We start from the raw sequence: 26,014 nt of genomic DNA, 5'->3' as shown, positions 1-26,014 counted from the left end.
TATTAGCGCAATTTGCGCAGAATCACTATTTCGCGGTCACAACCTGCATGCCAAACGGTTCGTTTTGCAGCGCAAGTGTCAGAACTTCCTCGATTCGTTTCACCGGATGGATATCCAAATCAGCGATAACGTTATCCGGAATTTCTTCAAGGTCGCGTTTGTTCTCATCAGGAATCAGAACAGTCTTAATACCGCCGCGATGCGCCGCCAGCAGTTTTTCCTTCAGACCGCCGATCGGCAGCACCTGTCCACGCAGCGTAATCTCCCCGGTCATCGCCACATCGGCGCGTACCGGGTTGCCGGTCAGGCAGGAGACCAGCGCCGTACACATGGCAATCCCCGCGCTCGGACCGTCCTTCGGCGTCGCCCCTTCCGGTACGTGGACGTGAATATCACGCTTCTCGTAAAAGTCGGCGTTAATCCCCAGCTTGTCCGCCCGCGAACGTACCACGGTCAGCGCAGCCTGAATCGACTCCTGCATCACCTCGCCCAGCGATCCGGTGTAGGTCAGTTTGCCTTTGCCCGGTACGCAGGCGGTTTCGATGGTCAGCAGGTCGCCGCCCACTTCCGTCCACGCCAGACCGGTCACCTGACCGACGCGGTTCTCGCTATCGGCGCGGCCATAGTCGAAGCGCTGCACGCCGAGATAATCATGCAGATTCTCACCATTAATTTCGATGTGTTTCAGCGATTTATCCAGCAACAGCTGCTTAACGGCCTTACGGCACAGCTTGGAGATTTCACGCTCTAGGCTACGAACGCCCGCTTCACGGGTGTAGTAACGAATAATGCCGATAATGGCGCTGTCGTCGACGGTCAGTTCGCCTTTCTTCAGCGCGTTGCGTTCGATCTGCTTCGGCAGCAGGTGACGCTTGGCGATGTTCAGTTTTTCATCTTCGGTGTAACCCGAGAGGCGAATCACTTCCATACGGTCCAGCAGCGGCGCCGGAATGTTCATGGAGTTGGAAGTCGCCACGAACATCACGTCGCTGAGATCGTAATCCACTTCCAGATAGTGGTCGTTAAAGGCCACGTTCTGTTCCGGATCCAGCACCTCAAGCAACGCAGAAGCCGGGTCGCCGCGCATATCGGAAGACATTTTGTCAATCTCATCCAGCAGGAACAGCGGGTTTTTTACCCCCACTTTCGCCATTTTCTGGATCAGTTTGCCCGGCATCGAGCCAATATAGGTTCGACGATGACCGCGAATTTCCGCTTCATCGCGCACGCCGCCCAGCGCCATGCGGACGTATTTCCGGCCGGTCGCTTTGGCGATAGATTGCCCCAGCGAGGTTTTACCTACCCCCGGCGGTCCCACCAGGCAGAGGATCGGCCCCTTGATTTTGTTCACCCGGCTCTGCACCGCGAGATACTCAAGGATGCGGTCCTTCACGCGCTCCAGACCATAGTGATCGGTATCGAGGATCTCCTGGGCCTGACGCAGGTCTTTCTTGACCTTACTGCGCGCATTCCACGGCACCTGCACCATCCAGTCGATGTAGCCACGCACGACGGTCGCTTCCGCAGACATCGGCGACATCATCTTCAGCTTCTGCAGTTCCGCTTCGGTTTTCTCTTTCGCCTCTTTCGGCATTTTCGCCGCGTCGATCTTGCGCTTCAGCGCTTCGTTTTCGTCCGGGGCGTCGTCCATCTCGCCGAGTTCTTTCTGAATCGCTTTCATTTGCTCGTTCAGATAGTACTCGCGCTGGGATTTCTCCATCTGCTTTTTGACGCGGTTGCGAATGCGCTTCTCAACCTGCAGCAGATCGATTTCCGATTCCATCATCGCCATCAGATATTCCAGACGTTCGTTGACGTCGGACATCTCAAGCACGGACTGCTTGTCCGCCAGCTTCAGCGGCATATGCGCCGCGATGGTATCCGCCAGGCGCGCCGGATCGTCGATGCTGTTCAGCGACGTCAGCACTTCCGGTGGAATCTTCTTATTCAGCTTGATATAGCCTTCAAACTGGCTGATAGCGGTACGAACCAGCACTTCCTGCTCACGTTCGTCAATCGCCGGCGAGTCGAGATACTCCGCTTTCGCCGAGAAATGCTCGCCATTATCAGACAGCGCAGAAATGCGTGCACGCTGTAGCCCTTCGACCAGCACCTTCACGGTGCCGTCCGGCAGCTTCAGCATCTGCAAAATAGACGCCACGGTTCCAACGGTGAAAAGATCGTTTACACCCGGCTCATCCGTCGACGCTTCTTTCTGCGCAACCAGCATGATTTTTTTATCATGGTCCATGGCCGCTTCGAGGCAACGGATAGATTTTTCCCGCCCTACGAACAGGGGTATGACCATGTGCGGATAAACCACCACATCGCGCAACGGCAATACGGGGATTTCAATGCGTTCAGAACGCTCAGGATTCATAGAGCTCTCTCTTAGTTTAAAGTCCGCCAGGTAGCCGACGACGCCACACTCCACTGCATCGTCGTTAATATGTAATCCAGTATATGGGGATGTATTCCACACATTCAACGGCGGGAATGCAGGAAAAATAAAAGGGGAGATAAAATCCCCCCTTTTTGTTAACTGCTTGAGTGAAATGGCTAATTATTCGCCAGATGCCTGCTGCGCTTCCGGTTTGCCGTAGATCAGCAGCGGTTTGCTCTGACCGGCGATAACCGACTCATCAATGACCACTTTTTCGACATCTTCCATCGAAGGCAGATCATACATGGTGTCCAGCAGCGCCGCTTCCACAATGGAACGCAGGCCACGGGCGCCGGTTTTACGCGCCATCGCTTTCTTGGCAATGGCATCCAGCGCTTCGTCGCGGAATTCAAGCTCTGCGCCTTCAAGGCTAAACAGCGCCTGATACTGCTTGGTCAGGGCGTTTTTCGGCTCTTTCAGGATCTGGATCAGCGCTTCTTCGCTCAGCTCGTTCAGGGTCGCCACGACCGGCAGACGGCCGATGAATTCCGGAATCAAACCAAACTTGATCAGATCTTCCGGCTCGACCTGGGCCAGCAGCTCGCCTTCGCTCGCTTTGTCGGACTTCGCTTTAACCGTCGCGCCAAAACCAATGCCGGAGCCGGTTTCCACACGGTGGGAAATCACTTTGTCCAGACCGGCAAACGCGCCGCCGCAGATAAACAGGATCTTGGAGGTATCAACCTGCAGGAACTCCTGCTGCGGGTGTTTACGCCCGCCCTGCGGTGGAACGGCGGCGACGGTGCCTTCGATAAGCTTCAGCAGCGCCTGTTGCACGCCTTCGCCGGAGACATCGCGAGTAATCGACGGGTTATCGGACTTACGCGAAATTTTGTCGATTTCGTCGATATAGACGATGCCGCGCTGCGCTTTCTGCACGTCGTAATCGCACTTCTGCAGCAGTTTCTGAATGATATTTTCGACGTCCTCACCCACATAACCGGCTTCGGTCAGGGTGGTGGCGTCCGCCATGGTAAACGGCACATCCAGCAGGCGCGCCAGCGTTTCCGCCAGCAGCGTTTTACCGGAGCCGGTCGGCCCGATCAGCAGGATGTTACTTTTACCCAGCTCTACGCCATTGCTGGTATCGCCATTGCGCAGACGTTTGTAGTGGTTGTATACCGCGACCGCCAACACTTTTTTCGCCTGTTCCTGACCGATGACGTAGTCATCAAGGTGGTGGCGAATCTCGTGCGGCGTCGGCAGCGCGCTGCGCTCGCGGTGCGGCGCAACTTCTTTAATCTCTTCGCGAATGATGTCGTTACATAAATCAACGCATTCGTCGCAGATATACACGGATGGCCCGGCGATCAGCTTACGCACTTCATGCTGGCTTTTGCCGCAAAAAGAGCAATACAACAATTTGCCCGATCCATCTTTGCGTTTATCTGTCATGAGTCCAAACCTCTTTTTAAGTTCTTTGTGCCGCACACGACGACGCAAATGCCATTCTCAGGCGCAAGCCGCCATATAGCGTTGTGCCGCCCTTCATTAGTATATACACAAAATCCTTCGCGCTACATCGCGGCGGTAGCGAAGCGACCGGCCGCCTGCCTGCCCGGCAAGCGTCCGGAAAAATGCCAACCGCTCAGCAAACGTGGCGAGAAGGATGAAGCGTAAAGCGGCACCCTTACGCCCAGGGCATCAATTACGATGGGTCAAAATAGAGTCGACCAGTCCGTACTCCACGGCTTCCGCAGCAGACAGGAAGCGGTCACGCTCGGTGTCACGCTCAATCTGCTCAAGAGACTGGCCGGTATGATGCGCCATCAGCTCATTCATGCGTCCTTTCACCTTCAGGATTTCACGGGCGTGGATCTCAATATCCGTCGCCTGCCCCTGATAGCCGCCCAGCGGCTGGTGGATCATCACGCGGGAGTTCGGCAGGCAGAAACGCTTGCCCTTCGCCCCGGCGGTCAGCAGGAACGCGCCCATGGACGCGGCCTGGCCCATACAGATGGTGCTGACGTCCGGCTTGATGAACTGCATGGTGTCATAAATCGACATCCCGGCGGTGATCACCCCGCCCGGAGAGTTAATGTACAGGTAAATGTCTTTTTCCGGGTTTTCCGCTTCCAGAAACAGCATCTGCGCCACGATCAGGTTTGCCATGTGGTCTTCGACCTGGCCGGTCAGAAAAATGACGCGTTCCTTAAGCAGACGGGAGTAGATATCAAAAGAACGTTCACCGCGTGAGGTCTGTTCAATGACCATCGGCACCAGGGCCATATGGGGTGCAAAGTTGTCTCGTTCGCCACTGTATGACATTTCCGTCTCCTGGAGTAATTTTAAAATACCTGCTGCACTGATTGTAACCTTACGGACGGATTATCAGCCACAGTTTCTATCCGCTGAACGCGTCACCGCCTCTTCAACACGCGTGCGATTGCGGATGCAGTTGCCTCCCTCGGTAATGGGGATGGCGTTGCCATATTTCAAGCATAACAAGCTTTTGCTGTAACGCTATCATGGTAAATGCGTTTTAGCACCGTGCCTGAGGCTATCATTAGCTAAAAAAAAACCCGCCGCCTTTCGGCAACGGGTTTTTGCCCGAACCTTGAACAATCGCGGCGAAATTACGCCTGCTGGTTCATCAGTTCGTTGAAGGAAGTGGCTTTTTCAGACACTTTGGCTTTCGCCAGCACGGCTTCAACAGCCTGCTCTTCCAGCGCCACGTTGCGCATGTTGTCCATCAGCTCTTTGTTCTTGCTGTAGAACTCAACCACTTCTGACGGATCTTCGTAAGCAGAAGCCATCTCTTCGATCAGGCCTTTCACGCGCTCTTCGTCAGCTTTCAGCTCGTTGGTGCGAATCACTTCGCCCAGCAGCAGGCCAACCACTACGCGGCGTTTAGCCTGCTCTTCGAACAGTTCGCGCGGCAGTTCCAGAGCCTGTTTCTCGTTGCCACCGAAACGCTGAGCAGCCTGGCGACGCAGCACGTCGATTTCGCTGTCGATCAGAGCTGCCGGAACGTCGATGTCGTTAGCTTTAACCAGACCTTCGATAGCCTGAGACTTCACGCGGTTACGCACAGCGCCTTTCAGCTCGCGTTCCATGTTTTTACGCACTTCAGCGCGCAGGCCAGCGACGGAACCATCTTCCACGCCGAAACGTTTGATGAATTCTTCGGTCAGCTCCGGCAGTTCACGTTCTTCAACTTTCTTCAGGTTGATAACGAACTTAGCCGCTTTACCTTTCAGGTTTTCTGCGTGGTATTCTTCCGGGAAGGTCACGTCGATGGTGAACTCGTCACCCGCTTTGTGGCCTTTGATACCGTCTTCGAAGCCCGGGATCATGCGACCCTGGCCCATCGCCAGTACGAAGTCAGAAGCTTTGCCGCCTTCGAACTCTTCACCATCTACGGAACCGGTGAAGTCGATGGTTACGCGATCTTCAGCGTCAACCGCGCCTTCTTTTTCTTTCCAGGTTGCCTGCTGCTTGCGCAGGGTTTCCAGCATGGTGTCAACGTCAGCGTCGGTCACTTCAACAACCGGTTTTTCTACTTCGATCGCTTCCAGACCCTGCAGTTCAACTTCCGGATACACTTCGAACTCTACCGCGTAGGTGAAGTCTTCACCCAGTTTGTATTCGCCCGGAACGTAGTTCGGCGCGCCGGCCGGATTGATTTTTTCTTTGATGATCGCGTCAACGAAATGACGGCTCATCAGGTCGCCCAGCACGTCCTGACGAACGGAAGCGCCATAGCGCTGAGCAACAACATTCATCGGCACTTTGCCTTTACGGAAGCCGTCAATGCGAACTTTTTTCGCTACGTTGACCAGCTCGCTTTTGACAGCATTCTCGATGCTGTCAGCGGCGATAGTAATCGTTACACGGCGCCCAAGGCCCTGAGTGGTTTCAACTGAAACTTGCATCTTGTTACCTCAAAAAAATCACAGTGCTCGGTCAACTCTGGAAGCGCGTGTAGGTGGCTTCGCAGAACCGGGATGCCCTCTTCAAATCAGAAACACATTCCCTGTCGTCAGAATCATCCCGAAGACATTCATATATAAGACGCGGCATTATAGCGGCATCACTTTTGTGAGTCGAGAACGGTTGTCGCCTGGTGCTGCGGCATTTTTCACATTTCCCGCTCAATTTTGTCCGCAAAAGCGCTGAGTTTGCGCATTTTCCAGGCAAAACAAAACGGCCCGTAGGCCGTTTTTGCTAAATCTGCAAGCAACATACTGGAAAAGCGCCAGCGGTTGCAAATGGGATTTCTAGGCGATGCTCCCCGCGCCGCGGCACGGCGGCGAGGCGAAAACCGTATCCTGTAGCGCTTCCCATTCTTTAATCGTGTAGGTGTGCAGCGCCAGGGCGTGCACCGTATTCGACAGCTCCTCGGTTAGCGTGCCGTAGATCATACGGTGGCGATTTAGGAAACGCTCGCCAGTGAAGCGATCGCTCACTAACACCACTTTAAAATGACTTTCAGAGCCCGCTGGGACGTTGTGACGATAACTTTCATCCACGACTTCGAGATACATCGGGTCGAACGCTGCTCTAAGTTTTGCTTCGATCTGTTCACGTATCATCATGAATTTTCTCCTCCGACAACGCTGAGATGCCGCCACTCCATTTAAATGTTAGCCGCTTTTACCGCTTCCATTAGGAGAAAACAACAAAAAATTAGCATTGTTCTGATATTTTCATTCAAAAGTATCACGTTTACTGGCTCTGGTCGCCAGATCCGCCGGGGAAAGAGCGATTAACCGTGGCGGGACGCTCAGAAAACCGCCAGGGCGATGGATTTACACGCGTTGCCACTTCCCCTTGCCGTTGGCAATGCTATGATGGCGGTAATTTTCCTTATAACAACACCATGCGTTGAGACCTGAACATGCTTAAGAAGATCCTTTTCCCGTTGGTCGCCATGTTTATGCTGGCAGGATGCGCCACGCCGCCGACCACCATTGAAGTATCGCCGAAAATCACGCTGCCGCAGCAGGATCCTAGCCTTATGGGCGTGACCGTCAGCATCAACGGCGCCGACCAGCGTCCGGACCAGGCGCTGGCGAAAGTGACGCGCGACAACCAACAGGTCACCCTTACCGCCTCCCGCGATCTGCGCTTCCTGCTGCAGGAAGTGCTGGAGAAACAAATGACCGCGCGCGGCTACATGATTGGCCCGAACGGCGCAGTCGATCTGCAGATCATCGTCAACAAACTCTACGCTGACGTCTCCCAGGGCAACGTGCGCTACAACATCGCCACCAAAGCCGATATCGCCATCATCGCCACCGCGGCAAACGGCACGAAGATGACCAAAAACTACCGCGCCAGCTACTCGGTAGAAGGTGCCTTCCAGGCCTCGAACAAAAACATCGCTGATGCCGTCAACAGCGTCCTGACTGATACCATCGCCGATATGGCGCAGGACACCAGCATCCACGATTTCATCAAGCAAAACGCGCGTTAATGCCCCCACGAACCCGGCCTCCGCCGGGTTCGTGCTTTATGCTATGTCCAGTCACTACTTACGCATTTTTCAGCAGCCTAAATCAGCGATTTTGCTGATCCTCGGCTTCGCCTCCGGTCTGCCGCTGGCCCTCACCTCCGGTACCCTGCAGGCCTGGATGACGGTGGAAAACATCGATCTGAAAACGATCGGTTTTTTCTCGCTTGTCGGCCAGGCCTATGTCTTTAAATTCCTCTGGTCCCCGCTGATGGACCGCTACACGCCGCCGTTTCTCGGGCGCCGTCGCGGCTGGTTGGTGACCACCCAGGTCCTGCTTCTGCTGGCCATCGCGGCGATGGGTTTTCTCGAACCTGCCTCCCAGCTGCGCTGGATGGCGGCGCTGGCGGTAGTGATCGCCTTCTGTTCGGCGTCGCAGGATATTGTTTTTGACGCCTGGAAAACCGACGTTCTGCCAGCGGAAGAGCGCGGCGCTGGCGCCGCGATCAGCGTGCTGGGCTATCGCCTCGGGATGCTGGTCTCCGGTGGTCTGGCCCTGTGGATCGCCGACCGCTATCTCGGCTGGCAGGGCATGTACTGGCTGATGGCGGCGCTGCTGGTGCCCTGCATCATCGCCACGCTGCTGGCGCCCGAGCCAAGCGACGTTATCCCGGTTCCCCGGTCGCTGGAGCAGGCGGTAGCTGAACCGCTGCGCGATTTTTTCGGCCGTAACAACGCCTGGCTGATTCTGCTGCTCATCGTTCTTTATAAGCTTGGCGATGCCTTTGCCATGAGTCTGACCACCACCTTTCTCATCCGCGGCGTCGGTTTTGACGCCGGCGAGGTGGGAATGGTGAACAAAACCTTAGGCCTGTTCGCCACCATTCTTGGCGCCCTGTACGGCGGCGTCCTGATGCAGCGATTGACGCTGTTCCGGGCGCTGCTGATCTTCGGTCTGCTGCAGGGGGTTTCCAACGCCGGCTACTGGCTGCTGTCGATTACCGATAAGCACCTCTATTCCATGGCGACCGCGGTATTCTTTGAAAATCTGTGCGGGGGAATGGGGACGGCGGCGTTTGTGGCGCTGCTGATGACGCTGTGCAACAAGTCGTTCTCCGCCACCCAGTTCGCGCTGCTCTCGGCGCTGTCCGCGGTTGGCCGCGTGTACGTCGGGCCGATTGCCGGCTGGTTTGTCGAGGCCCACGGCTGGTCCGCCTTCTATCTCTTCTCCGTGGTCGCGGCGGTGCCGGGGATCGCGCTGCTGCTGCTGTGCCGACAAACGCTCGAGCATACCCAACGCACGGCAAGCTTTATACCGCGTAGCGAATATCCGCAGGCCTATGCGCTGGCGCTGGGGATCCTGACGCTGGGCTGCCTGCTGCTGGCGGTATGGCTGGGTCTGCTGATCCTCAACGCGCTGGATTATACGTCGTTCAGCTTCCTGTCCGGCCTGCTGGAGGTTGCCGCGCTGACCGCCGTTGGCGGTATTTTGTTCGGCGGCCTGCTCGACTACCTGGCGCTGCGTAAAACCCACCTGATTTAAGGACGCTGCATCATTATTAGCCGTTGTAATTACGAAACGTAATTATAACGGCTTATTAACGCTTTTATATTCCCCGCCGCGCTATTTGTTGTTTTGTGCGTTTTTGTTTTCTGGAAATTATTGACAGTTTTCATTCGATTCTTTAAATAATTTAACCGATTCAGCTACGCCGTTTTTATTTCACGTTTCCACAATGTCTTTTATTTGATAATTAAATGTTAAACAATTGTTCTAATTTTTGGGTGGTTATGCCCATTCGCCGCTAAGTACACCTTTTCTTATCCCTTTCGTTATCGATCCCACGAAAATCAGGCTTTGCAAGCGATTACGTAACACTACGTAACATATGTGACAAACCAAGCAGAAGCCGCTAACACAGAACTGACAGAGATCCAATCATGTTTACAGTAATGCAACCTTACCGTAAAATGCCCATACACTTTAAACGCCACCAGATCCCGTGGAATTGAGGTCGTTCAATGAGACTCAGGAAATACAATAAAAGTTTGGGATGGATGTCATTAATCGCAGGTACTGTATTACTCAGTGGTTGTGATTCTGCACTCCTTGACCCAAAAGGACAGATTGGACTGGAGCAACGCTCTTTGATTCTGACGGCCTTCGGCCTGATGATGATTGTCGTTATTCCCGCCGTCTTGATGGCAGTAGGATTTGCCTGGAAGTATCGCGCGAGCAATAAAGATGCGAAGTATAGCCCGAACTGGTCACACTCCAATAAAGTGGAAGCTGTGGTCTGGACGGTACCTATTCTGATCATCCTGTTCCTGGCCGTTCTGACCTGGAAAACCACTCACGCACTGGAGCCAAGCAAACCGCTTGTCCATGACGAGAAACCAATCACCATCGAAGTCGTATCGATGGACTGGAAATGGTTCTTTATCTATCCGGAACAGGGTATTGCTACCGTTAACGAAATCGCCTTCCCGGCGAACGTACCGGTACACTTCAAAGTGACCTCTAACTCGGTGATGAACTCGTTCTTTATTCCGCGCTTAGGCAGCCAGATCTACGCAATGGCCGGGATGCAGACTCAGCTGCACCTCATTGCTGACGAAGCTGGTACTTATGACGGTATCTCCGCTAGCTACAGTGGCCCGGGCTTCTCTGGTATGAAGTTCAAAGCGATTGCTACCCCGGATCGTGCAACTTTCGATCAGTGGGTTGAAAAAGCGAAACAGTCTCCGAACGCCATGGACTCTATGGCCGCGTTCGAGAAAGTGGCTGTGCCTAGCGAATACAACAAAGTGGAATACTTCTCTAACGTGAAACCGGATCTGTTCAAAGATGTTGTGAACAAATTCATGTCTCACGAGAGCATGAACATGTCCAAACCTGAAGGCGAGCATGCCGCTCACGACGGGATGGAAGGCATGGACATGAGCCACGCGGAAACCGCTCACTAAGGGGCCGAGGAAGAAAACGATGTTCGGAAAACTTACACTGGATGCAGTGCCCTACCACGAACCTATTATCGTGGTAACGGTGGCTGCGATTATCATTGGGGGACTGGCGCTTCTGGCAGCCATCACTTACTTCGGTAAGTGGTCCTACCTATGGAACGAGTGGCTGACTTCTGTCGACCACAAACGTCTCGGTATCATGTACGTTATCGTGGCAATCGTCATGCTGCTGCGTGGCTTTGCTGACGCCATCATGATGCGTAGCCAGCAGGTGCTGGCCTCGGCCGGGGAAGCAGGCTTCCTGCCGCCTCATCACTACGATCAGATCTTTACCGCCCACGGCGTTATCATGATCTTCTTCGTGGCGATGCCGTTCGTTATCGGTCTGATGAACCTGGTAGTTCCGCTTCAGCTCGGCGCACGCGACGTAGCCTTCCCGTTCCTCAACAACCTGAGCTTCTGGTTCACCGTTGTGGGCGTGATTCTGGTTAACCTGTCTCTGGGCGTCGGTGAGTTCGCGCAGACCGGTTGGCTGGCTTATCCGCCGCTGTCGGGAATTGAATACAGTCCTGGCGTAGGGGTAGACTACTGGATTTGGGCGCTGCAGCTCTCCGGTATCGGTACTACCCTGACCGGTATTAACTTCTTCGTGACCATTATCAAGATGCGCGCCCCGGGCATGACCATGTTCAAGATGCCGGTATTCTCCTGGGCATCTCTGTGCGCTAACATCCTGATTATCGCCTCTTTCCCAATTCTGACCGTCACCATCGCGCTGCTGACCCTGGATCGTTACCTGGGCACCCATTTCTTTACCAACGATATGGGTGGCAACATGATGATGTACATCAACCTGATTTGGGCCTGGGGTCACCCGGAAGTGTACATCCTGGTTCTGCCGGTGTTCGGGGTCTTCTCCGAAATCGCCGCGACCTTCTCGCGTAAGCGTCTGTTCGGTTACACCTCTCTGGTGTGGGCAACCGTCTGTATTACCGTTCTGTCGTTCATCGTTTGGCTGCACCACTTCTTCACCATGGGTGCTGGCGCGAACGTAAACGCCTTCTTCGGTATTACCACCATGATTATCGCGATCCCGACCGGGGTTAAGATCTTCAACTGGCTGTTCACCATGTATCAGGGCCGCATCGTCTTCAACTCGGCGATGATGTGGACTATCGGCTTTATCGTCACCTTCTCCGTCGGTGGGATGACCGGTGTGCTGCTGGCGGTACCGGGCGCGGACTTCGTTCTGCACAACAGCCTGTTCCTGATCGCGCACTTCCATAACGTTATCATCGGCGGTGTGGTGTTCGGTTGCTTCGCCGGTCTGACCTACTGGTGGCCGAAAGCCTTTGGCTTCACCCTGAACGAAACCTGGGGCAAACGCGCTTTCTGGTTCTGGATCATCGGCTTCTTCGTGGCGTTTATGCCGCTGTACGTGCTGGGCTTCATGGGGATGACCCGTCGTCTGAGCCAGCAGATCGATCCGCAGTTCCACCCGATGCTGGTTGTTGCAGCTTGCGGTGCGGCGCTGATCGCCTGCGGTATCCTGTGCCAGCTGATTCAGTTCTACGTCTCTATTCGCGACCGCGATCAGAACCGTGACCTGACCGGTGACCCATGGGGTGGCCGTACGCTGGAGTGGGCAACCTCTTCTCCACCGCCGTTCTACAACTTCGCTATCGTTCCTCAGGTTCACGAGCGTGACGCCTTCTGGGAAATGAAAGAGAAAGGTGAAGCGTACAAACAGCCTGCTCACTATGAAGAAATTCATATGCCGAAGAACAGCGGCGCTGGCATCGTCATTGCCGCCTTCGCTACGGTATTTGGTTTCGCCATGATCTGGCATATCTGGTGGATGGCGATCGCCAGCTTCATCGGCATCGTAGCGACCTGGATTATTAAGAGCTTTGACGAGGACGTGGATTACTACGTACCGGTTGCAGAAGTCGAAAAACTGGAAAAACAGCATTTCGATGAGATTAACAAAGCAGGGCTGAAAAATGGCAACTGATACTCTTGCGCATACTGCCCACGCGCATGAACACGGGCACCATGATACAGGACCGATGAAGGTATTCGGTTTCTGGATCTACCTGATGAGCGACTGCATTATCTTCGCTACGCTGTTTGCTACCTATGCCGTTCTGGTGAACGGCACAGCCGGCGGACCAACTGGCAAAGATATTTTCGAACTGCCGTTCGTTCTGGTTGAAACCGCACTGCTGCTGTTCAGCTCCATCACCTACGGCATGGCGGCTATCGCCATGTACAAAAACAACAAGAGCCAGGTGGTTTCCTGGCTGGCGTTGACCTGGTTGTTTGGCGCCGGATTTATCGGGATGGAAATCTATGAATTCCATCACCTGATCATGGAAGGCTTTGGTCCGGATCGTAGTGGCTTCCTGTCCGCGTTCTTCGCGCTGGTCGGCACCCACGGTCTGCACGTGACCTCCGGTCTTATCTGGATGGCGGTGCTGATGTTCCAGGTTTCACGTCGTGGCCTGACCAGCACTAACCGCACCCGTATCCTGTGCCTGAGCCTGTTCTGGCACTTCCTGGACGTGGTGTGGATCTGCGTGTTCTCGGTTGTCTATCTGATGGGGGCGATGTAATGAGTCATTCTACCGATCATAGCGGCGCTTCTCACGGCAGCGTGAAGAGCTACATGACAGGATTTATCCTGTCCATCATCCTGACGGTCATTCCGTTCGCCATGGTGATGAGTGGCTCCGCCTCGCATGCGGTTATCCTTGGCACCATTCTGGTGACCGCTGTGGTGCAGATCGTGGTACACCTCGTGTACTTCCTGCATATGAACAGCAAGTCCGATGAAGGCTGGAACCTGACCGCATTTATCTTCACCGTAATCATCATTGCGATCGTGGTTGTCGGCTCCATCTGGATTATGTGGAACCTGAACTACAACATGATGATGCACTAAGAGCGGCGAGTATGTTTAAGCAATACCTGCAAGTTACGAAACCAGGCATTATTTTTGGCAACCTGATCTCCGTGATCGGCGGTTTCCTGCTGGCCTCCAAAGGCCACATCGACTATCCGCTGTTCGTCTGGACGCTCCTTGGAGTATCCCTGGTGGTCGCCTCGGGTTGTGTATTCAACAACTACATCGACCGGGACATCGATCGTAAGATGGAACGGACGAAAAACCGGGTGCTGGTCAAAGGGCTGATCTCGCCAGAAGCTTCGCTGGTGTACGCCACCTTGCTGGGTATTGCTGGCTTTATGCTGCTGTGGTTCGGCGCAAATCCGCTGGCCTGCTGGCTGGGGGTGATGGGGTTCGTGGTTTATGTCGGCGTCTACAGCCTGTACATGAAACGCCACTCCGTCTATGGCACGCTGATTGGCTCACTCTCCGGCGCAGCGCCGCCGGTGATTGGCTACTGCGCAGTGACCGGTGATTTCGACAGCGGTGCGGCTATCCTGCTGGCTATCTTTAGCCTGTGGCAGATGCCTCACTCCTACGCCATCGCGATTTTCCGCTTCAAGGATTATCAGGCGGCGAATATTCCGGTGCTGCCGGTAGTGAAAGGTATATCGGTCGCCAAAAACCATATTACGCTGTACATCGTCGCCTTTGCCGTTGCGACCCTGATGCTCTCGCTGGGCGGCTATGCCGGGTACAAATACCTGGTCGTAGCGGCAGCGGTCAGCGTCTGGTGGCTGGGCATGGCGCTGCGCGGCTACAAAGTGGCAGATGATAAAGTCTGGGCGCGTAAGCTCTTCGTCTTTTCCATCGTTGCCATCACTGCGCTGTCCGTGATGATGTCCGTTGACTTTATGGTGCCGGATTCACATAGTCTGCTGGCTTATGTGAGATAATCACCGGCTCCAGTATGATATAAAGCCCCGTTTTTACGGGGCTTTTTCTTTTCTGTTTCACGTCTTTTTCCTTTCTCAATTCATACTTCCCTCCCCTCCCCCACACCGTTTTCGTAGCTACCCGCTAATAAATGAGGAAAAAATGAGCTTATACCAACCGGACGTCGCTCGCCCCGTTCAGCTCTACGGTGCTACCTTTCGCCTCGGGCTTATGCCCGTTTTGGAAATATTCAATACAAGGAATTGCAATGAAAGAGTTAACACTGAACGAAATGGACTACATCTCCGGCGGCTTTAACCTGTTCGGCGCGGCCAGCGGCTTCGCCAGCTTCGTCGCCAACTCGGGCATCGGTTTCACCTCATTTGTCCTCACCTCTGGCAACGCATTCGCCTCGTTCGTCTGCGACAGCACAATGGCGTTTGGTTCCTTCCTGACCGGTCAGTCAAATTGGGAAACCTTTGTGACCGCCGGTAAGGATAACTGGGGAAGCTTCGTCAATACCGCCGGCAACAGCTGGAACACCTTTGTCGATAACGCCGCCAGCGACTGGAGCAGTTTCCTGAACAAAGCATCAGCCTAAGCGACATCTTGCCGAGGGCAGCGCATCGGCTGCCCTGTTTACCCCACCAGCATCGCCTGCGCGCTGTAGAGCAGATCGAGATGATCACGGCATAACGCTTCCAGCGAGGTCCGCGATTGATGGCTGGTCAGACTTAGCGCTCCCCACCAGGTTCCTTCCCTGTCGGTTAACGGTACCGCCAGCACCAGCATGCCAATCTCAAACTCCTGTTCAATAGTGGCGTATCCCTGACGCCGCACCTGAGCGATTTTCTCCATCAGCGGCGCGACGTCGGTCACCGTATAGGGCGTGCGTTGTTCCCGGGTAATGCGCTGCAGAACCGCTTCACACTCTGCTTCCGGCAGCGAAGCCAGCCATAATCGCCCCCCGGCGGTACAGAAGATGGGCACCCGCTCCCCTAGCCGAACCGACGTGGAGTTAAACGGCGTATGCCGGCTGCGGGCGATATAGACCAGCTCATCTTCATCCACCACCCCCACCGAGGCGTGCTCTTCGGTCCGGCTGGCGATGTATTCGACAATCGGTCGCACCATGCGTGGAAACTGCGCCGAATCAACATAGGCCTAGCCAAGCCGCAGGGTCTTCGGGGTAAGCCAGTAATAGCGCCCATCGGTTTGCAAATAACGATCATGCAGCAGCGTCAACAAAAAACGTCGTGCCGCGCTTTGCGTCAGACCGCTCATTTTCGCCGCCTGGGCAACAGTGAGCTTTGGGCAGTTTTTGGAAAAAAGCTGGATCAACGCCAACCCTTTTTGTAAACCGACGATCAGATCGCGTGGATGAATGGTGTTTTGCATATTCGCTCACATTTTTGCAACATCATTATCGATTTCCTGCGATTATCGCAGCGATGGTGCGATTAACAACCAACATGTCCGAATTCTGCGTTGTCGCTCCCAGCTTCCGCTGAAATACTTTCACAACATTCATTTAACAAATGAGGTTTGAAATGGTCAGTGGAACTACCCAGGTTGTCGCCGTGATTGGTCATCCGATCGCCCAGGTGAAATCACCGGATAACTTCAACCGCTACTTTGCCGAACAGCACATGGACAGCGTCATGATCCCGGTGGATATCGTCCCGGACGCGGTGGCCGCCTACCTCAACGCCCTGCGCGGCTGGCAGAACATGAGCGGCGTGCTGGTGACGGTACCGCATAAACAACGCGCCGCCGCGCTGGTCGACGAGCTTACGCCGCGCGCTCGCCGACTCAACGCCATCAATGTGATCCGCAAGCTGGCGGATGGCCGGTTACAGGGCGATATGCTGGACGGCGTCGGATTTCAGCTTGCCGCCGAGGCACAGGGTTTTCAGCCGGCAGGTAAGCAGGCGCTGCTCTCCGGTTGCGGCGGCGTCGGCAGCGCCATCGCCTGGGGATTGTGCGAGGCGGGGATCCGCCAACTGGCGCTGCACGATCAAAACCCGGCCACCCGGCAACGCCTGCACGATCTTCTGACCGAGGCCTTTCCGGCGGTGCAACTGAGCACGCTGCCGGACAGCCTGCACGGTGTCGATCTGCTGATCAACGGCTCGCCGGCCGGCATGGCCGGGTTTGATGCACTGCCCCTACCCCAGGCGCTGCTGGAGACGCTCGACAGCGCCACCCACGTGGCCGACGTTGTCACCGCCCCGGTGATGACGCCGTTGCTCACCTTCGCCGCCGCCCGCGGCTGCCGGGTACAGACTGGGCCGGAAATGGCGCTGGCGCAGATGACGCTGATGGGCCAGTTTATCGGCGCCATCCCGTCGGCGCAGGGAGCGGCGGCATGAAAAGCTGGGATGTGATCGTCATCGGCAGTGGCGCCGCTGGCTTTGCCGCCGCGGTCACCGCCAGCTGCAAAGGGCTGTCGGTGCTGATGCTGGAGAAAGCCGGTCAGTTCGGCGGCACCTCGGCTATCTCCGGCGGCGCCGTGTGGCTGCACGATACCGACCAGGCGCGCGCCGAGGGCAAAAGCGGTAGCGCCGAAGCGATCAAAACCTATCTACGAACCATTATCGGCGAGGCCCACTACCGCGAAGATATCGCCGAGGCGTTTGTCCGCGCCGGGCGAGAGGCCCTCTCCTTTCTGGAGCGCGAGGGGGCGGTGAAATATAGCCTGCGCCCGCTCTCACCCGATTACTATCCGGATGAGCCCGGCGCCGTCGACGTCGGTCGGGCGCTGGAGGTGGTCGAGTATGACGGCCGTGAACTGGGGGACGCGTTTCGCGACCTGCGCTCGCCTCCGCCGGGGATGCTGCTGTTTGGCGGGATGATGGTCAACCGCGTCGACATTCAACATTTTCTCGATATGCGTCGCTCGCTGCGCTCCCTGGCCCATTGCACCCGGCTGCTGCTGCGCTACGCCCGCGACCGGGTGAAATATCCTCGCGGCACCCGCCTGGCGATGGGCAATGCGCTGATTGCCCGCATGGCGACCACGGCGCTGCGTAAAGGCATGAGCCTTCGGCTGAATGTCAATGTGCTGGCGCTGTGCGAATCGCAAGGCGCGGTCACCGGGGTAGAGATTGACTATCAGGGGCAAAAAGAGACCCTACACGCCCGCCGTGGGGTGGTGCTAGCCGCAGGCGGCTTTGCCGCTGGCGCGCTGGCGGCGCGCTATCGGCCTCACACCCGAGAGCACTTCACCATGTCGCCGCCAGCCAATGATGGCGCCGCGCTGCGTCTCGCGGCGGCACTTAACGCTCGCGAGGGAGCCGATCGCGCGTCCAACTTTTTCTGGGCGCCGGTATCGGTGCTGACCCGGGCCGACGGCAGCGAGGAGCGCTTCCCCCACCTGGTGACCGACCGGGCCAAGCCGGGCGTGATTGCCGTCAATCAACGGGCGGTACGCTTCGTTAACGAGTCCAGCTCCTATCACCATTTTGCCAGCGCGATGCAGCGTGCAGCGGAGAATGCCCCCTGCTTTTTACTGTGCGACGCGCAGGCGATGAAGCGTTACGGCCTCGGGCTGGCGCGCCCGGCGCCGGTGAACAATGACGCCCTGATCGCCGCTGGCTATCTGCATAGAGCCGATACCCTGGCCGCGCTGGCGCAGCAGCTTGGGCTGGATGCCCACGCCCTGAGCGAGACGGTCGCCCGCTACAATCGTGACGCCGCGCAGGGTGTGGACCGTGAGTTTGCCAAAGGCGGCAACAGCTATAACCGGGCGATGGGCGATCCGGGCCGTCATCCTGACGCCTGCAACGCTCCCCTGCTCAGCGCGCCGTTCTATGCCATCAAACTCTATACCGGCGATCTGGGGACTTCTCGAGGTCTGGTCACCACCGCCGATGCCCAGGTCGTCAACGCTGAAGGCAACCCCATTGCGGGGCTGTACGCGGTGGGAAACGACATGGATTCGCTGATGGCCGGCACCTACCCGGGTCCCGGCATCACCCTTGGCCCGGGGCTGACGTTTGGCTACCTCGCCGCCTGCCATCTGGCGCAACCCGCCACCCACTAATCAGGAAAACATCATGATCTACGAAAAACGCACCTACACCATCAATCCGCTGAAAATGGCCGACTGGCTGGCGCTGTACCAAAGCGATGCCCTGGCGGTGCAAACTGACCATCTTGGCAAACTGATCGGCTTCTTTTTTACCGAGATCGGCGTGGTCAATCAGGTAGTGCACATCTGGGCTTACGAAAGCCTGGACGATCGTCTGGTACGCCGCGCACGGATGGCCCAGGACGAGCGCTGGCAGACCTTCTCGCGGAAAAACCGCGAACTGGCCGCCGTGGAGCGCCTCGAATCGGTGCTGATGCGCCCCACCGCTTTTTCACCATTGCAATAAGGAGTCCATCATGAGCGGGCCTGTGAAGGTGGATGTGCTGGTGGTCGGATCCGGCGCGGCGGGACTCTCTGCCGCGGTCACCGCGGCAGTGCACGGCGCCAGCGTCATGGTGGCGGAGAAAGCGTCAGTGCTCGGCGGGACCAGCGCCTGGTCCGGCGGCTGGCTGTGGATCCCCTGCAACCCGCTGGCGCGAGCGGAGGGCATCGACGAAGCGGCCGATGCCCCGCTGACCTATCTGCAGCATGAGATGGGGGGAGAAGCCGCCGACGTTCGCTTGCAGACCTTCCTGCATTACGGGCCGGAAATGGTGGATTTTTTTCATCAACGGACGGCGGTGAAGTTTCTGTCGGGCAGCACCATGCCGGACTTTCACGCGTCGCCGGGCGCGGCGAACGGTGGGCGGTCGGTCACCGCTCAGCCCTACGATGGCCGCCTGCTCGGCGACTGGCTCCACCGACTGCGCCCGCCGCTGGAGACCATCAGTCTTGCCGGGATGGGCATCGCCGGCGGCGCGGACATGGCGCATTTTTTCAACGCTACCCGCTCGCCGCGCTCTGCGCTGTATGCCGCCCGCCGCCTGCTGCGCCACGGCTGGCAGCGGCTGCGCGCAGGACGAGGGCTGCATCTGGTCAATGGCAATGCGCTGGTCGCCCGTCTGCTGCGATCCGCCCTCGACGCCGGGGTGCGTTTTCAGCTCAACGCCCCGGCGGTCAGACTGCTGCAGGGTCCGCAGGGAGTGTCCGGTGCAGTGCTGCGCAGCGACGGCGGGGAGATACTCGTCGAAGCGGGCGCCGTGGTGCTGGCCTGCGGCGGTTTTCCCCACGATCGGCAGCGCCTGGCGCAGGTGGTGCCTCATGCCGCGGAGGGTTACGGCCATTTCTCCGCCGCGCCGCCTGACAATCAGGGCGAGGGGATCCGCCTTGGCGAATCCGCCGGCGGCCAGTTCGATACCCGCCTGCGCCACCCGCTGGCCTGGGCGCCGGTGTCCCGCGTCACCCTCGCCAGCGGCCAGCAGCTGATGTTTCCCCATCTGGTGGAACGCGCCAAGCCCGGGGTGATCGCCGTCCTGCCTAACGGCAAACGCTTTGTTAACGAGGCCGACTCCTATCACGACTTTATCGCCGCCCTGCTGGCGGCGACGCCTGCGGGCGACACGCCGCAGGCCTGGCTGCTGGCCGATCGGCGCGCGCTGCGCCGCTATGGCCTGGGCCACGCCAGGCCCTTTCCGTTCTCCCCTACCGCCTGGCTGCGTACCGGCTATCTGCGGCGAGGAAACACCCTTGCCGAGCTGGCGAAGCGGTGCGCCATCGATACCGATGCGCTGGCGGAAACCGTTGCACGCTTTAACCATTTTGCCAGCACCGGTGAAGACATCGATTTTCACCGCGGCGCATCGGCCTATAACCGCGCGCAGGGTGACCATCAGGTGACGCTCGGAGCGCTGCGCGAAGGGCCGTTCTACGCGGTGCGCATTCTGCCCGGCTCGCTGGGCACCTTTAGCGGGTTACAAACCGACGAACACGCTCGGGTGTTGGATGGGCAGCAGCAGCCGATACCGGGCCTGTTCGCCATCGGCAACGACATGTCGAGCGTGATGCGCGGCTATTACCCCAGCGGAGGGATCACCCTCGGGCCGGCTATGACCTTCGGCTACCTGGTGGGCAAAAATCTGGCGGCAAACACAATAAAAACAAAGCAATAAAAACCAGGGACGGCAATACCCCTGGCTAACTTCACCTGCAACTGTACCGGAGCCATTTATGAACATGCGTACCCTATCGCTCGCCGCGCTGAGCCTGCTCGATGTCCCTCCCCCCGAACAGGTGCGGATAGCGGCCAGAACCGGTTTTACCCACGTGGGACTGCGGCTGCTGCCCGCCACACCCGCCGACCCGGACTACGACATGCTGGGCGATACCCCCGCCGTCCGCGCGACCCTGGCCGCGCTGATGGAAACCGGCATCCGCGTCTCGGACGTGGAGATCGTCCGCCTCAGCCCGGGGTTTACCCTCGACGATCGGCTGCAGCGCTTTATGGAGACCGCCGCGCGGCTTGGCGCCGGACAGGTGTTAGTCGCCGGGAATGACGACAACCTGCAGCGCAGCGCCGACAACCTGGCCACTCTCGCCGCGGCCGGTCGCTCATTTGGCCTGACCATGAACCTTGAGCCGATGCCCTGGACCCAGCTGCGCACGATCGCCGATGCGCAGGCGCTGATCGCCGCCAGCGGGCGGGAAGATATCGGCATCCTGGTGGACGCCCTTCATTTCTGGCGCGCGGGGGAATCGCTCGCCGCCCTCTCCAGCCTGCCCGCGCATCATCTGAACTATATGCAACTCTGCGATGGCGCGGCGCAGCGGCCGGAAAGCGAGCAGGAGCTCATCCGCCAGGCCCGCTCAGCGCGCAACGTGCCGGGGGAAGGCGGTCTGGATCTGCACGGTCTGATGGCGGCACTGCCGGCAACGCTACCGGTCTCCCTCGAAGTGCCGCTGGACGGTGAGCAGGGCGCCCTGCCGCCCCTCCAGCGGGCGCAATTACTGTTCAATGCCGCGCAGCCCTACCTGCGCTCCTGCGCATAAGGAATACGCTATGACACAGACTCAACGCCTGGATGTCAGAGAGTTAATTAACCGTAATCCTCTGAGCCGCTTTCAAAAGCAGATTATTTTTCTCGGCTTTTGCGTTATCGCTCTTGATGGGTTTGATATCGCGATCATGGGCTTTATCGCCCCGACGCTGAAGCTGGAGTGGGGGGTAAGCAACCACCAGTTGGGCCTGGTGATTAGCGCCGCGCTGATCGGCCTCGCGCTGGGCGCGATTTTCTCTGGCCCGCTCGCCGACTGGCTGGGACGCAAGAAGATCATCATCAACAGCGTCTTCTTCTTCGGCTTCTGGACCATCGCCACCGCCTTCTCGCACAACATTGAGCAGATGATGTTCTTCCGCTTTATGACCGGCCTCGGACTGGGCGCCGCGATGCCGAACATCGGGACGCTGGTGTCGGAATACGCTCCGGAACGCCAGCGCTCATTTATTATTACCGTCATCTTCTGCGGCTTCACCTTCGGCGCGGCGGCCGGAGGATTTACCGCGTCATGGCTGATCCCGCAGTTTGGCTGGCACTCGCTGATGGCGCTCGGCGGCATTCTGCCGCTGCTGTTTGCCCCCCTGCTTATCTGGCGGCTGCCGGAATCGGTTCGTTTTCTGGTGATAAAACAAGCGCCTGCGGCGCGCATTCGCACCATCCTCAATCGTCTTTATCCCGGACAAATCAGCGACAACGTGACGTTTATCCTGCCGGCGCAGCCGGCGGCCGGGAATGCGATGCGCATTGTGCTCTCCCGCCAGTATGGCTTTGGCTCGCTGATGCTATGGCTGGTCTACTTTATGGGGCTGTTCCTCGTCTATATTCTCGGCAGCTGGCTGCCAACGCTGGTTAAGGAGGTCGGGCTTACCGTCAGCCAGGCGGCCGTCATGACGGCCATCTACCAGGCGGGAGGTACCCTCGGCTCGCTGTTTGCCGGCTGGCTGATGGACCGCATCAATCCCCATCGCGCGCTGGGGATGATCTACGCCGTCGGCGGCCTGTTTACCATGGCGATGGGCTACGCGGCGGGCAGCTTTGCCCTGCTCTGTATGCTGGCGTTTATCAGCGGCGCCTGCCTGAACGGCGCCAATACCGGCATGAACGCCCTCTCCGCCCGTTACTACCCCACGCAGGCGCGAGCGACGGGATCCAGCTGGATGCACGGCGTCGGGCGGATCGGCGCGATCCTCAGCGCCTTTGCCGGCGCTGAGATGATGGCGCTCAACCTGCCCTTCGAAAGCGTCTTTTTGATCCTCGGCATCCCGGCAGCCCTCACCGTCGCAGGCCTGGCGGCGAAGGGTATCTTTGCGGCCGGTAATCCTCCCGCCGCTTCGCCAGCCCCCGCATCTGTGCGCGGAGCGTAATGTCGTCGTCTTCCTCCGGTGCAATCTGCGGATTGCACCGCACGTTGAGGTTAAAAAGAAAATTTATTTCATCTTGCTCTTTAACGAAAAGCATTCCGCCACATTCCGGCCTGTACCCGTCGCCGTTGATTCCCCTCTCCTTTTCAACCCAGCGGAAAATAAACTTCTGCTTATTCGATCCCCTTCGCATATATGAAAAATAAATTCCACAATACAATTGAAACAGAACAAACATTTCCTTAAGTTTAGGTCAGTCTATCCGGATGCGCGTTGCCGCAGGCGTCGGCATTGAGCGCCTCAGAGTGCGAATGATTTCAAAAAGGAGAGCACCATGTTAAACGGTCTGAAACCCTTATCCCGTTCCCTGCGTTGGGGCATGGTCGGCGGCGGGGGAACCAGCCAGATCGGCTACAGCCACCGCTGTGCGGCGCTGCGTGACAATGTTTACACCCTACTGGCCGGCGCGCTTGACGTCGATGCCGAGCGCGGGCGCGCGTTCGGTGAGCAGCTTGGCATCGCGCCGGAGCGCTGCTACGCCGACTACCAGACCCTGTTTCGTGAAGAGGCGCAGCGTCCTGACGGGATCGAGGTCGTCTCGGTCACCACCCCGAATAATACCCATTTCGCCATCACCAAAGCGGCGCTGGAAGCGGGCCTCCATGTCATCTGTGAAAAGCCCCTCTGTTTTACCGCCGAAGAGGCACGCGAACTGGTGGACCTGAGTAAAAAACAGAACAAAATCGTCGGCGTCACCTACGGCTATGCCGGCTATCAGATGATCCAGCAGGCGCGGCAGATGATTGCCGATGGGCTGCTCGGCGAGATCCGCATCGTCAATATGCAGTTCGCCCACGGCTTTCATAACCAGGCCGTGGAGCTGCAGGCAGAATCCACCCGCTGGCGCGTGACGCCGAAGTTCGCCGGGCCCAGCTATGTGCTGGGAGATTTGGCCACCCATCCGCTGTTTGTCGCCGAAACCATGGCGCCACAGCTCAATATCAAACGGCTGATGTGCTCCCGCCAGAGCTTTGTTCCCTCTCGCGCGCCGCTGGAAGATAACGCCTTTGTCCTGATGGAATATGACAACGGCGCGGTTGGCTCGATGTGGACCAGCGCGGTGAACAGCGGCGCCATGCACTCGCAAAAAGTACGCATCGTCGGCGAAAAAGCGAGTATCGAATGGTGGGATGAGCATCCTAACCAGCTCAGCTATGAGGTGCAGGGCGAGCCGGCGCGCATTCTGGAACGCGGGATGCCCTACCTGAGCGCAAACGCGCTGGCGGACGATCGCATCGGCGGCGGTCATCCGGAAGGGCTGTTTGAAGCCTGGGCCAACCTCTATCGCCGCTATGCGCAGGCGATTGACGCTACGGACCGTGACGATCGCGCCTTCCTGCAAGACTTCTGGTATCCGGACGTCGAAGCCGGTCTGCACGGCGTCTATTGGGTCGAGCAATGCGTCAAATCGGCTGATGCCGGCAGCCAGTGGGTTGACTTTACTTTACCTTAATTTTCCCCCTCGCCAGTGGAGTCCTCCTCCACTGGTTTATTGATTTTTACCAACTTGTCGCATCGCGCAACAGCCCCGTAATATCTGTTAAACAAACATTTATTTACGCTTCTTACCCCCCGCCGCTACACTAGGCGCAGTTTTTATATTGAGGTGGTAATGAACGATAACAAAATGACGCCAGGGGAACTGCGCGCGACCTGGGGTTTGGGGACGGTATTCTCCCTGCGCATGCTTGGCATGTTTATGGTCCTGCCGGTTCTGACCACGTATGGCATGGCATTGCAGGGCGCCAGTGAAGCGCTGATTGGCCTGGCGATCGGCATCTACGGTCTGGCGCAGGCGGTGTTCCAGATCCCCTTTGGACTGTTATCTGACCGTATTGGCCGTAAGCCGTTGATCGTCGGCGGCCTGCTTATTTTCGTGCTCGGCAGCGTCATCGCCGCGCTCACCGACTCCATCTGGGGCATCATTCTTGGCCGCGCCCTTCAGGGCTCCGGCGCCATCGCCGCCGCGGTCATGGCCCTGCTCTCCGATCTCACCCGCGAACAGAACCGCACTAAAGCGATGGCGTTTATTGGCGTCAGCTTCGGCGTCACTTTCGCTATCGCCATGGTGCTGGGGCCGATTATTACCCATCAGCTGGGTCTGCACGCCCTGTTCTGGATGATCGCCATCCTGGCGACCGTCGGCATTCTGCTCACCCTGTGGGTGGTTCCCAACAGCCAGAACCACGTGCTTAACCGCGAATCCGGGATGGTGAAGGGCTGCTTTAGCAAGGTGCTGGCGGAGCCGCGCCTGTTGAAGCTCAACTTTGGCATCATGTGCCTGCACATCATGCTGATGTCCACTTTTGTCGCGCTGCCCGGACAGCTGGAGGCCGCCGGCTTCCCGGCCGCCGAGCACTGGAAGATTTACCTGGTCACCATGGTTATCTCCTTCATCTCGGTGGTGCCGTTTATCATCTACGCCGAAGTGAAGCGTAAGATGAAGCGCGTCTTTTTGCTCTGCGTCGCCATCCTGCTGATTGCGGAGATTGTCCTCTGGGGCGCCGGAGGCTACTTCTGGGAGCTGGTGGCGGGCGTTCAGCTCTTCTTCCTGGCGTTTAACCTGCTGGAAGCGCTGCTGCCGTCGTTGATTAGCAAAGAGTCGCCGGCGGGCTACAAAGGCACCGCGATGGGCGTTTACTCCACCAGCCAGTTCCTCGGGGTGGCGATTGGCGGCGCCCTTGGCGGTTGGGTCGATGGTTTCTTTGATTCGCAGACTGTGTTTCTGCTGGGCGCCCTGCTGGCGATGCTGTGGCTGCTGGTGGCCAGCACCATGAGCGAGCCGCCCTACGTCAGCAGCCTGCGGGTAGAGGTACCGGACGGCGTGGTGGTCGACAGCGCGCTGCAGGCGCGTCTGCTGAATGCCAGCGGGGTTCATCAGGCGCTGGTGGTGCCCGAGGAGCGTTCGGTGTATATCAAAATCGACAGCAAAGTCACCAACCGCTTCGAGATAGAGCAGCTCATCAAAGGGGTATAAAAAAGCGGGGAATTCCCCGCTTTTT

The 26,014-nt window shown here is 57.6% G+C and carries 21 protein-coding genes and 1 pseudogene; 16 read left to right on the top strand and 6 right to left on the bottom strand.

Annotated elements, in window-relative coordinates; genetic code table 11:
- Positions 1–25: 25 nt before the first annotated feature.
- The 5 genes from lon to bolA form a co-directional block, all read right to left on the bottom strand.
- Positions 26–2,380, bottom strand: coding sequence for an endopeptidase La (gene lon, locus KHQ24_RS02640; protein ID WP_004151336.1), 2,355 nt, complete (start codon positions 2,378–2,380; stop codon positions 26–28).
- A 183-nt stretch (positions 2,381–2,563) separates the two neighbouring features.
- Entirely contained in the window at positions 2,564–3,838 is a 1,275-nt protein-coding gene (gene clpX, locus KHQ24_RS02635) for an ATP-dependent protease ATP-binding subunit ClpX (RefSeq protein ID WP_002891807.1), read from the bottom strand.
- Positions 3,839–4,087: 249 nt separating this feature from the next.
- Complete coding sequence (gene clpP / locus KHQ24_RS02630) at positions 4,088–4,711, bottom strand: ATP-dependent Clp endopeptidase proteolytic subunit ClpP (protein WP_002891804.1); 624 nt, start codon at positions 4,709–4,711, stop codon at positions 4,088–4,090.
- Between the two features lie 308 nt (positions 4,712–5,019).
- A complete protein-coding gene (tig, locus tag KHQ24_RS02625) occupies positions 5,020–6,318 on the bottom strand; it encodes a trigger factor (protein ID WP_004204798.1) in 1,299 nt (432 codons plus the stop codon).
- Positions 6,319–6,663: 345 nt separating this feature from the next.
- The gene (gene bolA / locus KHQ24_RS02620; protein WP_002891649.1) at positions 6,664–6,981 is read right to left on the bottom strand and encodes a transcriptional regulator BolA; all 318 of its coding nucleotides are present in this window, start codon (positions 6,979–6,981) and stop codon (positions 6,664–6,666) included.
- A 302-nt stretch (positions 6,982–7,283) separates the two neighbouring features.
- On the opposite strand from bolA, the gene KHQ24_RS02615 reads away from it, so the two are divergent.
- From KHQ24_RS02615 to KHQ24_RS02580, 8 genes are all read left to right on the top strand, one after another.
- Positions 7,284–7,862: a lipoprotein gene (locus tag KHQ24_RS02615; protein WP_004204800.1), complete on the top strand. Its 579-nt coding sequence runs from the start codon at positions 7,284–7,286 to the stop codon at positions 7,860–7,862.
- 43 nt (positions 7,863–7,905) lie between these two features.
- On the top strand, positions 7,906–9,381 hold the full coding sequence (gene ampG, locus KHQ24_RS02610; protein WP_064183753.1) for a muropeptide MFS transporter AmpG: 1,476 nt from the start codon (positions 7,906–7,908) through the stop codon (positions 9,379–9,381).
- A gap of 479 nt (positions 9,382–9,860) precedes the next feature.
- Positions 9,861–10,805, top strand: coding sequence for a cytochrome o ubiquinol oxidase subunit II (gene cyoA / locus KHQ24_RS02605; RefSeq protein WP_004204802.1), 945 nt, complete (start codon positions 9,861–9,863; stop codon positions 10,803–10,805).
- A gap of 19 nt (positions 10,806–10,824) precedes the next feature.
- A complete protein-coding gene (gene cyoB, locus KHQ24_RS02600; protein WP_004204804.1) occupies positions 10,825–12,816 on the top strand; it encodes a cytochrome o ubiquinol oxidase subunit I in 1,992 nt (663 codons plus the stop codon).
- On the top strand, positions 12,806–13,417 hold the full coding sequence (locus KHQ24_RS02595) for a cytochrome o ubiquinol oxidase subunit III (protein ID WP_002891635.1): 612 nt from the start codon (positions 12,806–12,808) through the stop codon (positions 13,415–13,417). The genes cyoB and KHQ24_RS02595 overlap by 11 nt, the downstream gene beginning before the upstream one ends.
- The gene (locus KHQ24_RS02590; protein ID WP_002891634.1) at positions 13,417–13,746 is read left to right on the top strand and encodes a cytochrome o ubiquinol oxidase subunit IV; all 330 of its coding nucleotides are present in this window, start codon (positions 13,417–13,419) and stop codon (positions 13,744–13,746) included. The genes KHQ24_RS02595 and KHQ24_RS02590 overlap by 1 nt, the downstream gene beginning before the upstream one ends.
- A gap of 11 nt (positions 13,747–13,757) precedes the next feature.
- Positions 13,758–14,645 carry a heme o synthase gene (gene cyoE / locus KHQ24_RS02585; RefSeq protein ID WP_002891629.1) on the top strand — a complete coding sequence of 296 codons (888 nt, stop codon included), beginning with the start codon at positions 13,758–13,760 and terminating at the stop codon, positions 14,643–14,645.
- A gap of 248 nt (positions 14,646–14,893) precedes the next feature.
- On the top strand, positions 14,894–15,226 hold the full coding sequence (locus KHQ24_RS02580; RefSeq protein ID WP_017898918.1) for a hypothetical protein: 333 nt from the start codon (positions 14,894–14,896) through the stop codon (positions 15,224–15,226).
- A gap of 38 nt (positions 15,227–15,264) precedes the next feature.
- Here KHQ24_RS02580 and KHQ24_RS02575 read toward each other — a convergent pair.
- Positions 15,265–16,023, bottom strand: a pseudogene (locus tag KHQ24_RS02575) (IclR family transcriptional regulator domain-containing protein).
- A gap of 152 nt (positions 16,024–16,175) precedes the next feature.
- On the opposite strand from KHQ24_RS02575, the gene KHQ24_RS02570 reads away from it, so the two are divergent.
- From KHQ24_RS02570 to KHQ24_RS02535, 8 genes are all read left to right on the top strand, one after another.
- Positions 16,176–16,997 carry a shikimate dehydrogenase family protein gene (locus KHQ24_RS02570; protein WP_004204809.1) on the top strand — a complete coding sequence of 274 codons (822 nt, stop codon included), beginning with the start codon at positions 16,176–16,178 and terminating at the stop codon, positions 16,995–16,997.
- Positions 16,994–18,670 carry an FAD-dependent oxidoreductase gene (locus KHQ24_RS02565; protein WP_064794535.1) on the top strand — a complete coding sequence of 559 codons (1,677 nt, stop codon included), beginning with the start codon at positions 16,994–16,996 and terminating at the stop codon, positions 18,668–18,670. Before KHQ24_RS02570 ends, KHQ24_RS02565 begins: the two co-directional genes overlap by 4 nt.
- 13 nt (positions 18,671–18,683) lie before the next feature.
- Complete coding sequence (locus KHQ24_RS02560) at positions 18,684–19,004, top strand: NIPSNAP family protein (RefSeq protein ID WP_004204812.1); 321 nt, start codon at positions 18,684–18,686, stop codon at positions 19,002–19,004.
- A gap of 10 nt (positions 19,005–19,014) precedes the next feature.
- Positions 19,015–20,706 (top strand): FAD-dependent oxidoreductase, encoded by a 1,692-nt coding sequence (locus KHQ24_RS02555; RefSeq protein ID WP_032455633.1) that lies wholly within the window; start codon positions 19,015–19,017, stop codon positions 20,704–20,706.
- Between the two features lie 58 nt (positions 20,707–20,764).
- Complete coding sequence (locus KHQ24_RS02550) at positions 20,765–21,583, top strand: sugar phosphate isomerase/epimerase family protein (RefSeq protein WP_004204814.1); 819 nt, start codon at positions 20,765–20,767, stop codon at positions 21,581–21,583.
- A gap of 10 nt (positions 21,584–21,593) precedes the next feature.
- Entirely contained in the window at positions 21,594–22,955 is a 1,362-nt protein-coding gene (locus KHQ24_RS02545) for an MFS transporter (protein WP_211777112.1), read from the top strand.
- Positions 22,956–23,286: 331 nt separating this feature from the next.
- Positions 23,287–24,465, top strand: coding sequence for a Gfo/Idh/MocA family protein (locus KHQ24_RS02540; RefSeq protein ID WP_004204816.1), 1,179 nt, complete (start codon positions 23,287–23,289; stop codon positions 24,463–24,465).
- Positions 24,466–24,624: 159 nt separating this feature from the next.
- Positions 24,625–25,989: an MFS transporter gene (locus KHQ24_RS02535; protein WP_004204817.1), complete on the top strand. Its 1,365-nt coding sequence runs from the start codon at positions 24,625–24,627 to the stop codon at positions 25,987–25,989.
- The last annotated feature ends 25 nt before the right edge of the window (positions 25,990–26,014 follow it).

Origin of the sequence: Klebsiella sp. 54, assembly GCF_018223875.1 — a bacterium.
Classification (GTDB): domain Bacteria; phylum Pseudomonadota; class Gammaproteobacteria; order Enterobacterales; family Enterobacteriaceae; genus Klebsiella; species Klebsiella quasipneumoniae.
This window is presented reverse-complemented; position numbering and strand designations above follow the sequence as displayed.

Excerpts from the sequence above, each read along its gene's own strand:
- lon (WP_004151336.1), bottom strand. The coding sequence starts at position 2,380 with ATGAATCCTGAGCGTTCTGAACGCATTGAAATCCCCGTATTGCCGTTG.
- clpX (WP_002891807.1), bottom strand. The coding sequence starts at position 3,838 with ATGACAGATAAACGCAAAGATGGATCGGGCAAATTGTTGTATTGCTCT.
- clpP (WP_002891804.1), bottom strand. The coding sequence starts at position 4,711 with ATGTCATACAGTGGCGAACGAGACAACTTTGCACCCCATATGGCCCTG.
- tig (WP_004204798.1), bottom strand. The coding sequence starts at position 6,318 with ATGCAAGTTTCAGTTGAAACCACTCAGGGCCTTGGGCGCCGTGTAACG.
- bolA (WP_002891649.1), bottom strand. The coding sequence starts at position 6,981 with ATGATGATACGTGAACAGATCGAAGCAAAACTTAGAGCAGCGTTCGAC.
- KHQ24_RS02615 (WP_004204800.1), top strand. The coding sequence starts at position 7,284 with ATGCTTAAGAAGATCCTTTTCCCGTTGGTCGCCATGTTTATGCTGGCA.
- ampG (WP_064183753.1), top strand. The coding sequence starts at position 7,906 with ATGTCCAGTCACTACTTACGCATTTTTCAGCAGCCTAAATCAGCGATT.
- cyoA (WP_004204802.1), top strand. The coding sequence starts at position 9,861 with ATGAGACTCAGGAAATACAATAAAAGTTTGGGATGGATGTCATTAATC.
- cyoB (WP_004204804.1), top strand. The coding sequence starts at position 10,825 with ATGTTCGGAAAACTTACACTGGATGCAGTGCCCTACCACGAACCTATT.
- KHQ24_RS02595 (WP_002891635.1), top strand. The coding sequence starts at position 12,806 with ATGGCAACTGATACTCTTGCGCATACTGCCCACGCGCATGAACACGGG.
- KHQ24_RS02590 (WP_002891634.1), top strand. The coding sequence starts at position 13,417 with ATGAGTCATTCTACCGATCATAGCGGCGCTTCTCACGGCAGCGTGAAG.
- cyoE (WP_002891629.1), top strand. The coding sequence starts at position 13,758 with ATGTTTAAGCAATACCTGCAAGTTACGAAACCAGGCATTATTTTTGGC.
- KHQ24_RS02580 (WP_017898918.1), top strand. The coding sequence starts at position 14,894 with ATGAAAGAGTTAACACTGAACGAAATGGACTACATCTCCGGCGGCTTT.
- KHQ24_RS02570 (WP_004204809.1), top strand. The coding sequence starts at position 16,176 with ATGGTCAGTGGAACTACCCAGGTTGTCGCCGTGATTGGTCATCCGATC.
- KHQ24_RS02565 (WP_064794535.1), top strand. The coding sequence starts at position 16,994 with ATGAAAAGCTGGGATGTGATCGTCATCGGCAGTGGCGCCGCTGGCTTT.
- KHQ24_RS02560 (WP_004204812.1), top strand. The coding sequence starts at position 18,684 with ATGATCTACGAAAAACGCACCTACACCATCAATCCGCTGAAAATGGCC.
- KHQ24_RS02555 (WP_032455633.1), top strand. The coding sequence starts at position 19,015 with ATGAGCGGGCCTGTGAAGGTGGATGTGCTGGTGGTCGGATCCGGCGCG.
- KHQ24_RS02550 (WP_004204814.1), top strand. The coding sequence starts at position 20,765 with ATGAACATGCGTACCCTATCGCTCGCCGCGCTGAGCCTGCTCGATGTC.
- KHQ24_RS02545 (WP_211777112.1), top strand. The coding sequence starts at position 21,594 with ATGACACAGACTCAACGCCTGGATGTCAGAGAGTTAATTAACCGTAAT.
- KHQ24_RS02540 (WP_004204816.1), top strand. The coding sequence starts at position 23,287 with ATGTTAAACGGTCTGAAACCCTTATCCCGTTCCCTGCGTTGGGGCATG.
- KHQ24_RS02535 (WP_004204817.1), top strand. The coding sequence starts at position 24,625 with ATGAACGATAACAAAATGACGCCAGGGGAACTGCGCGCGACCTGGGGT.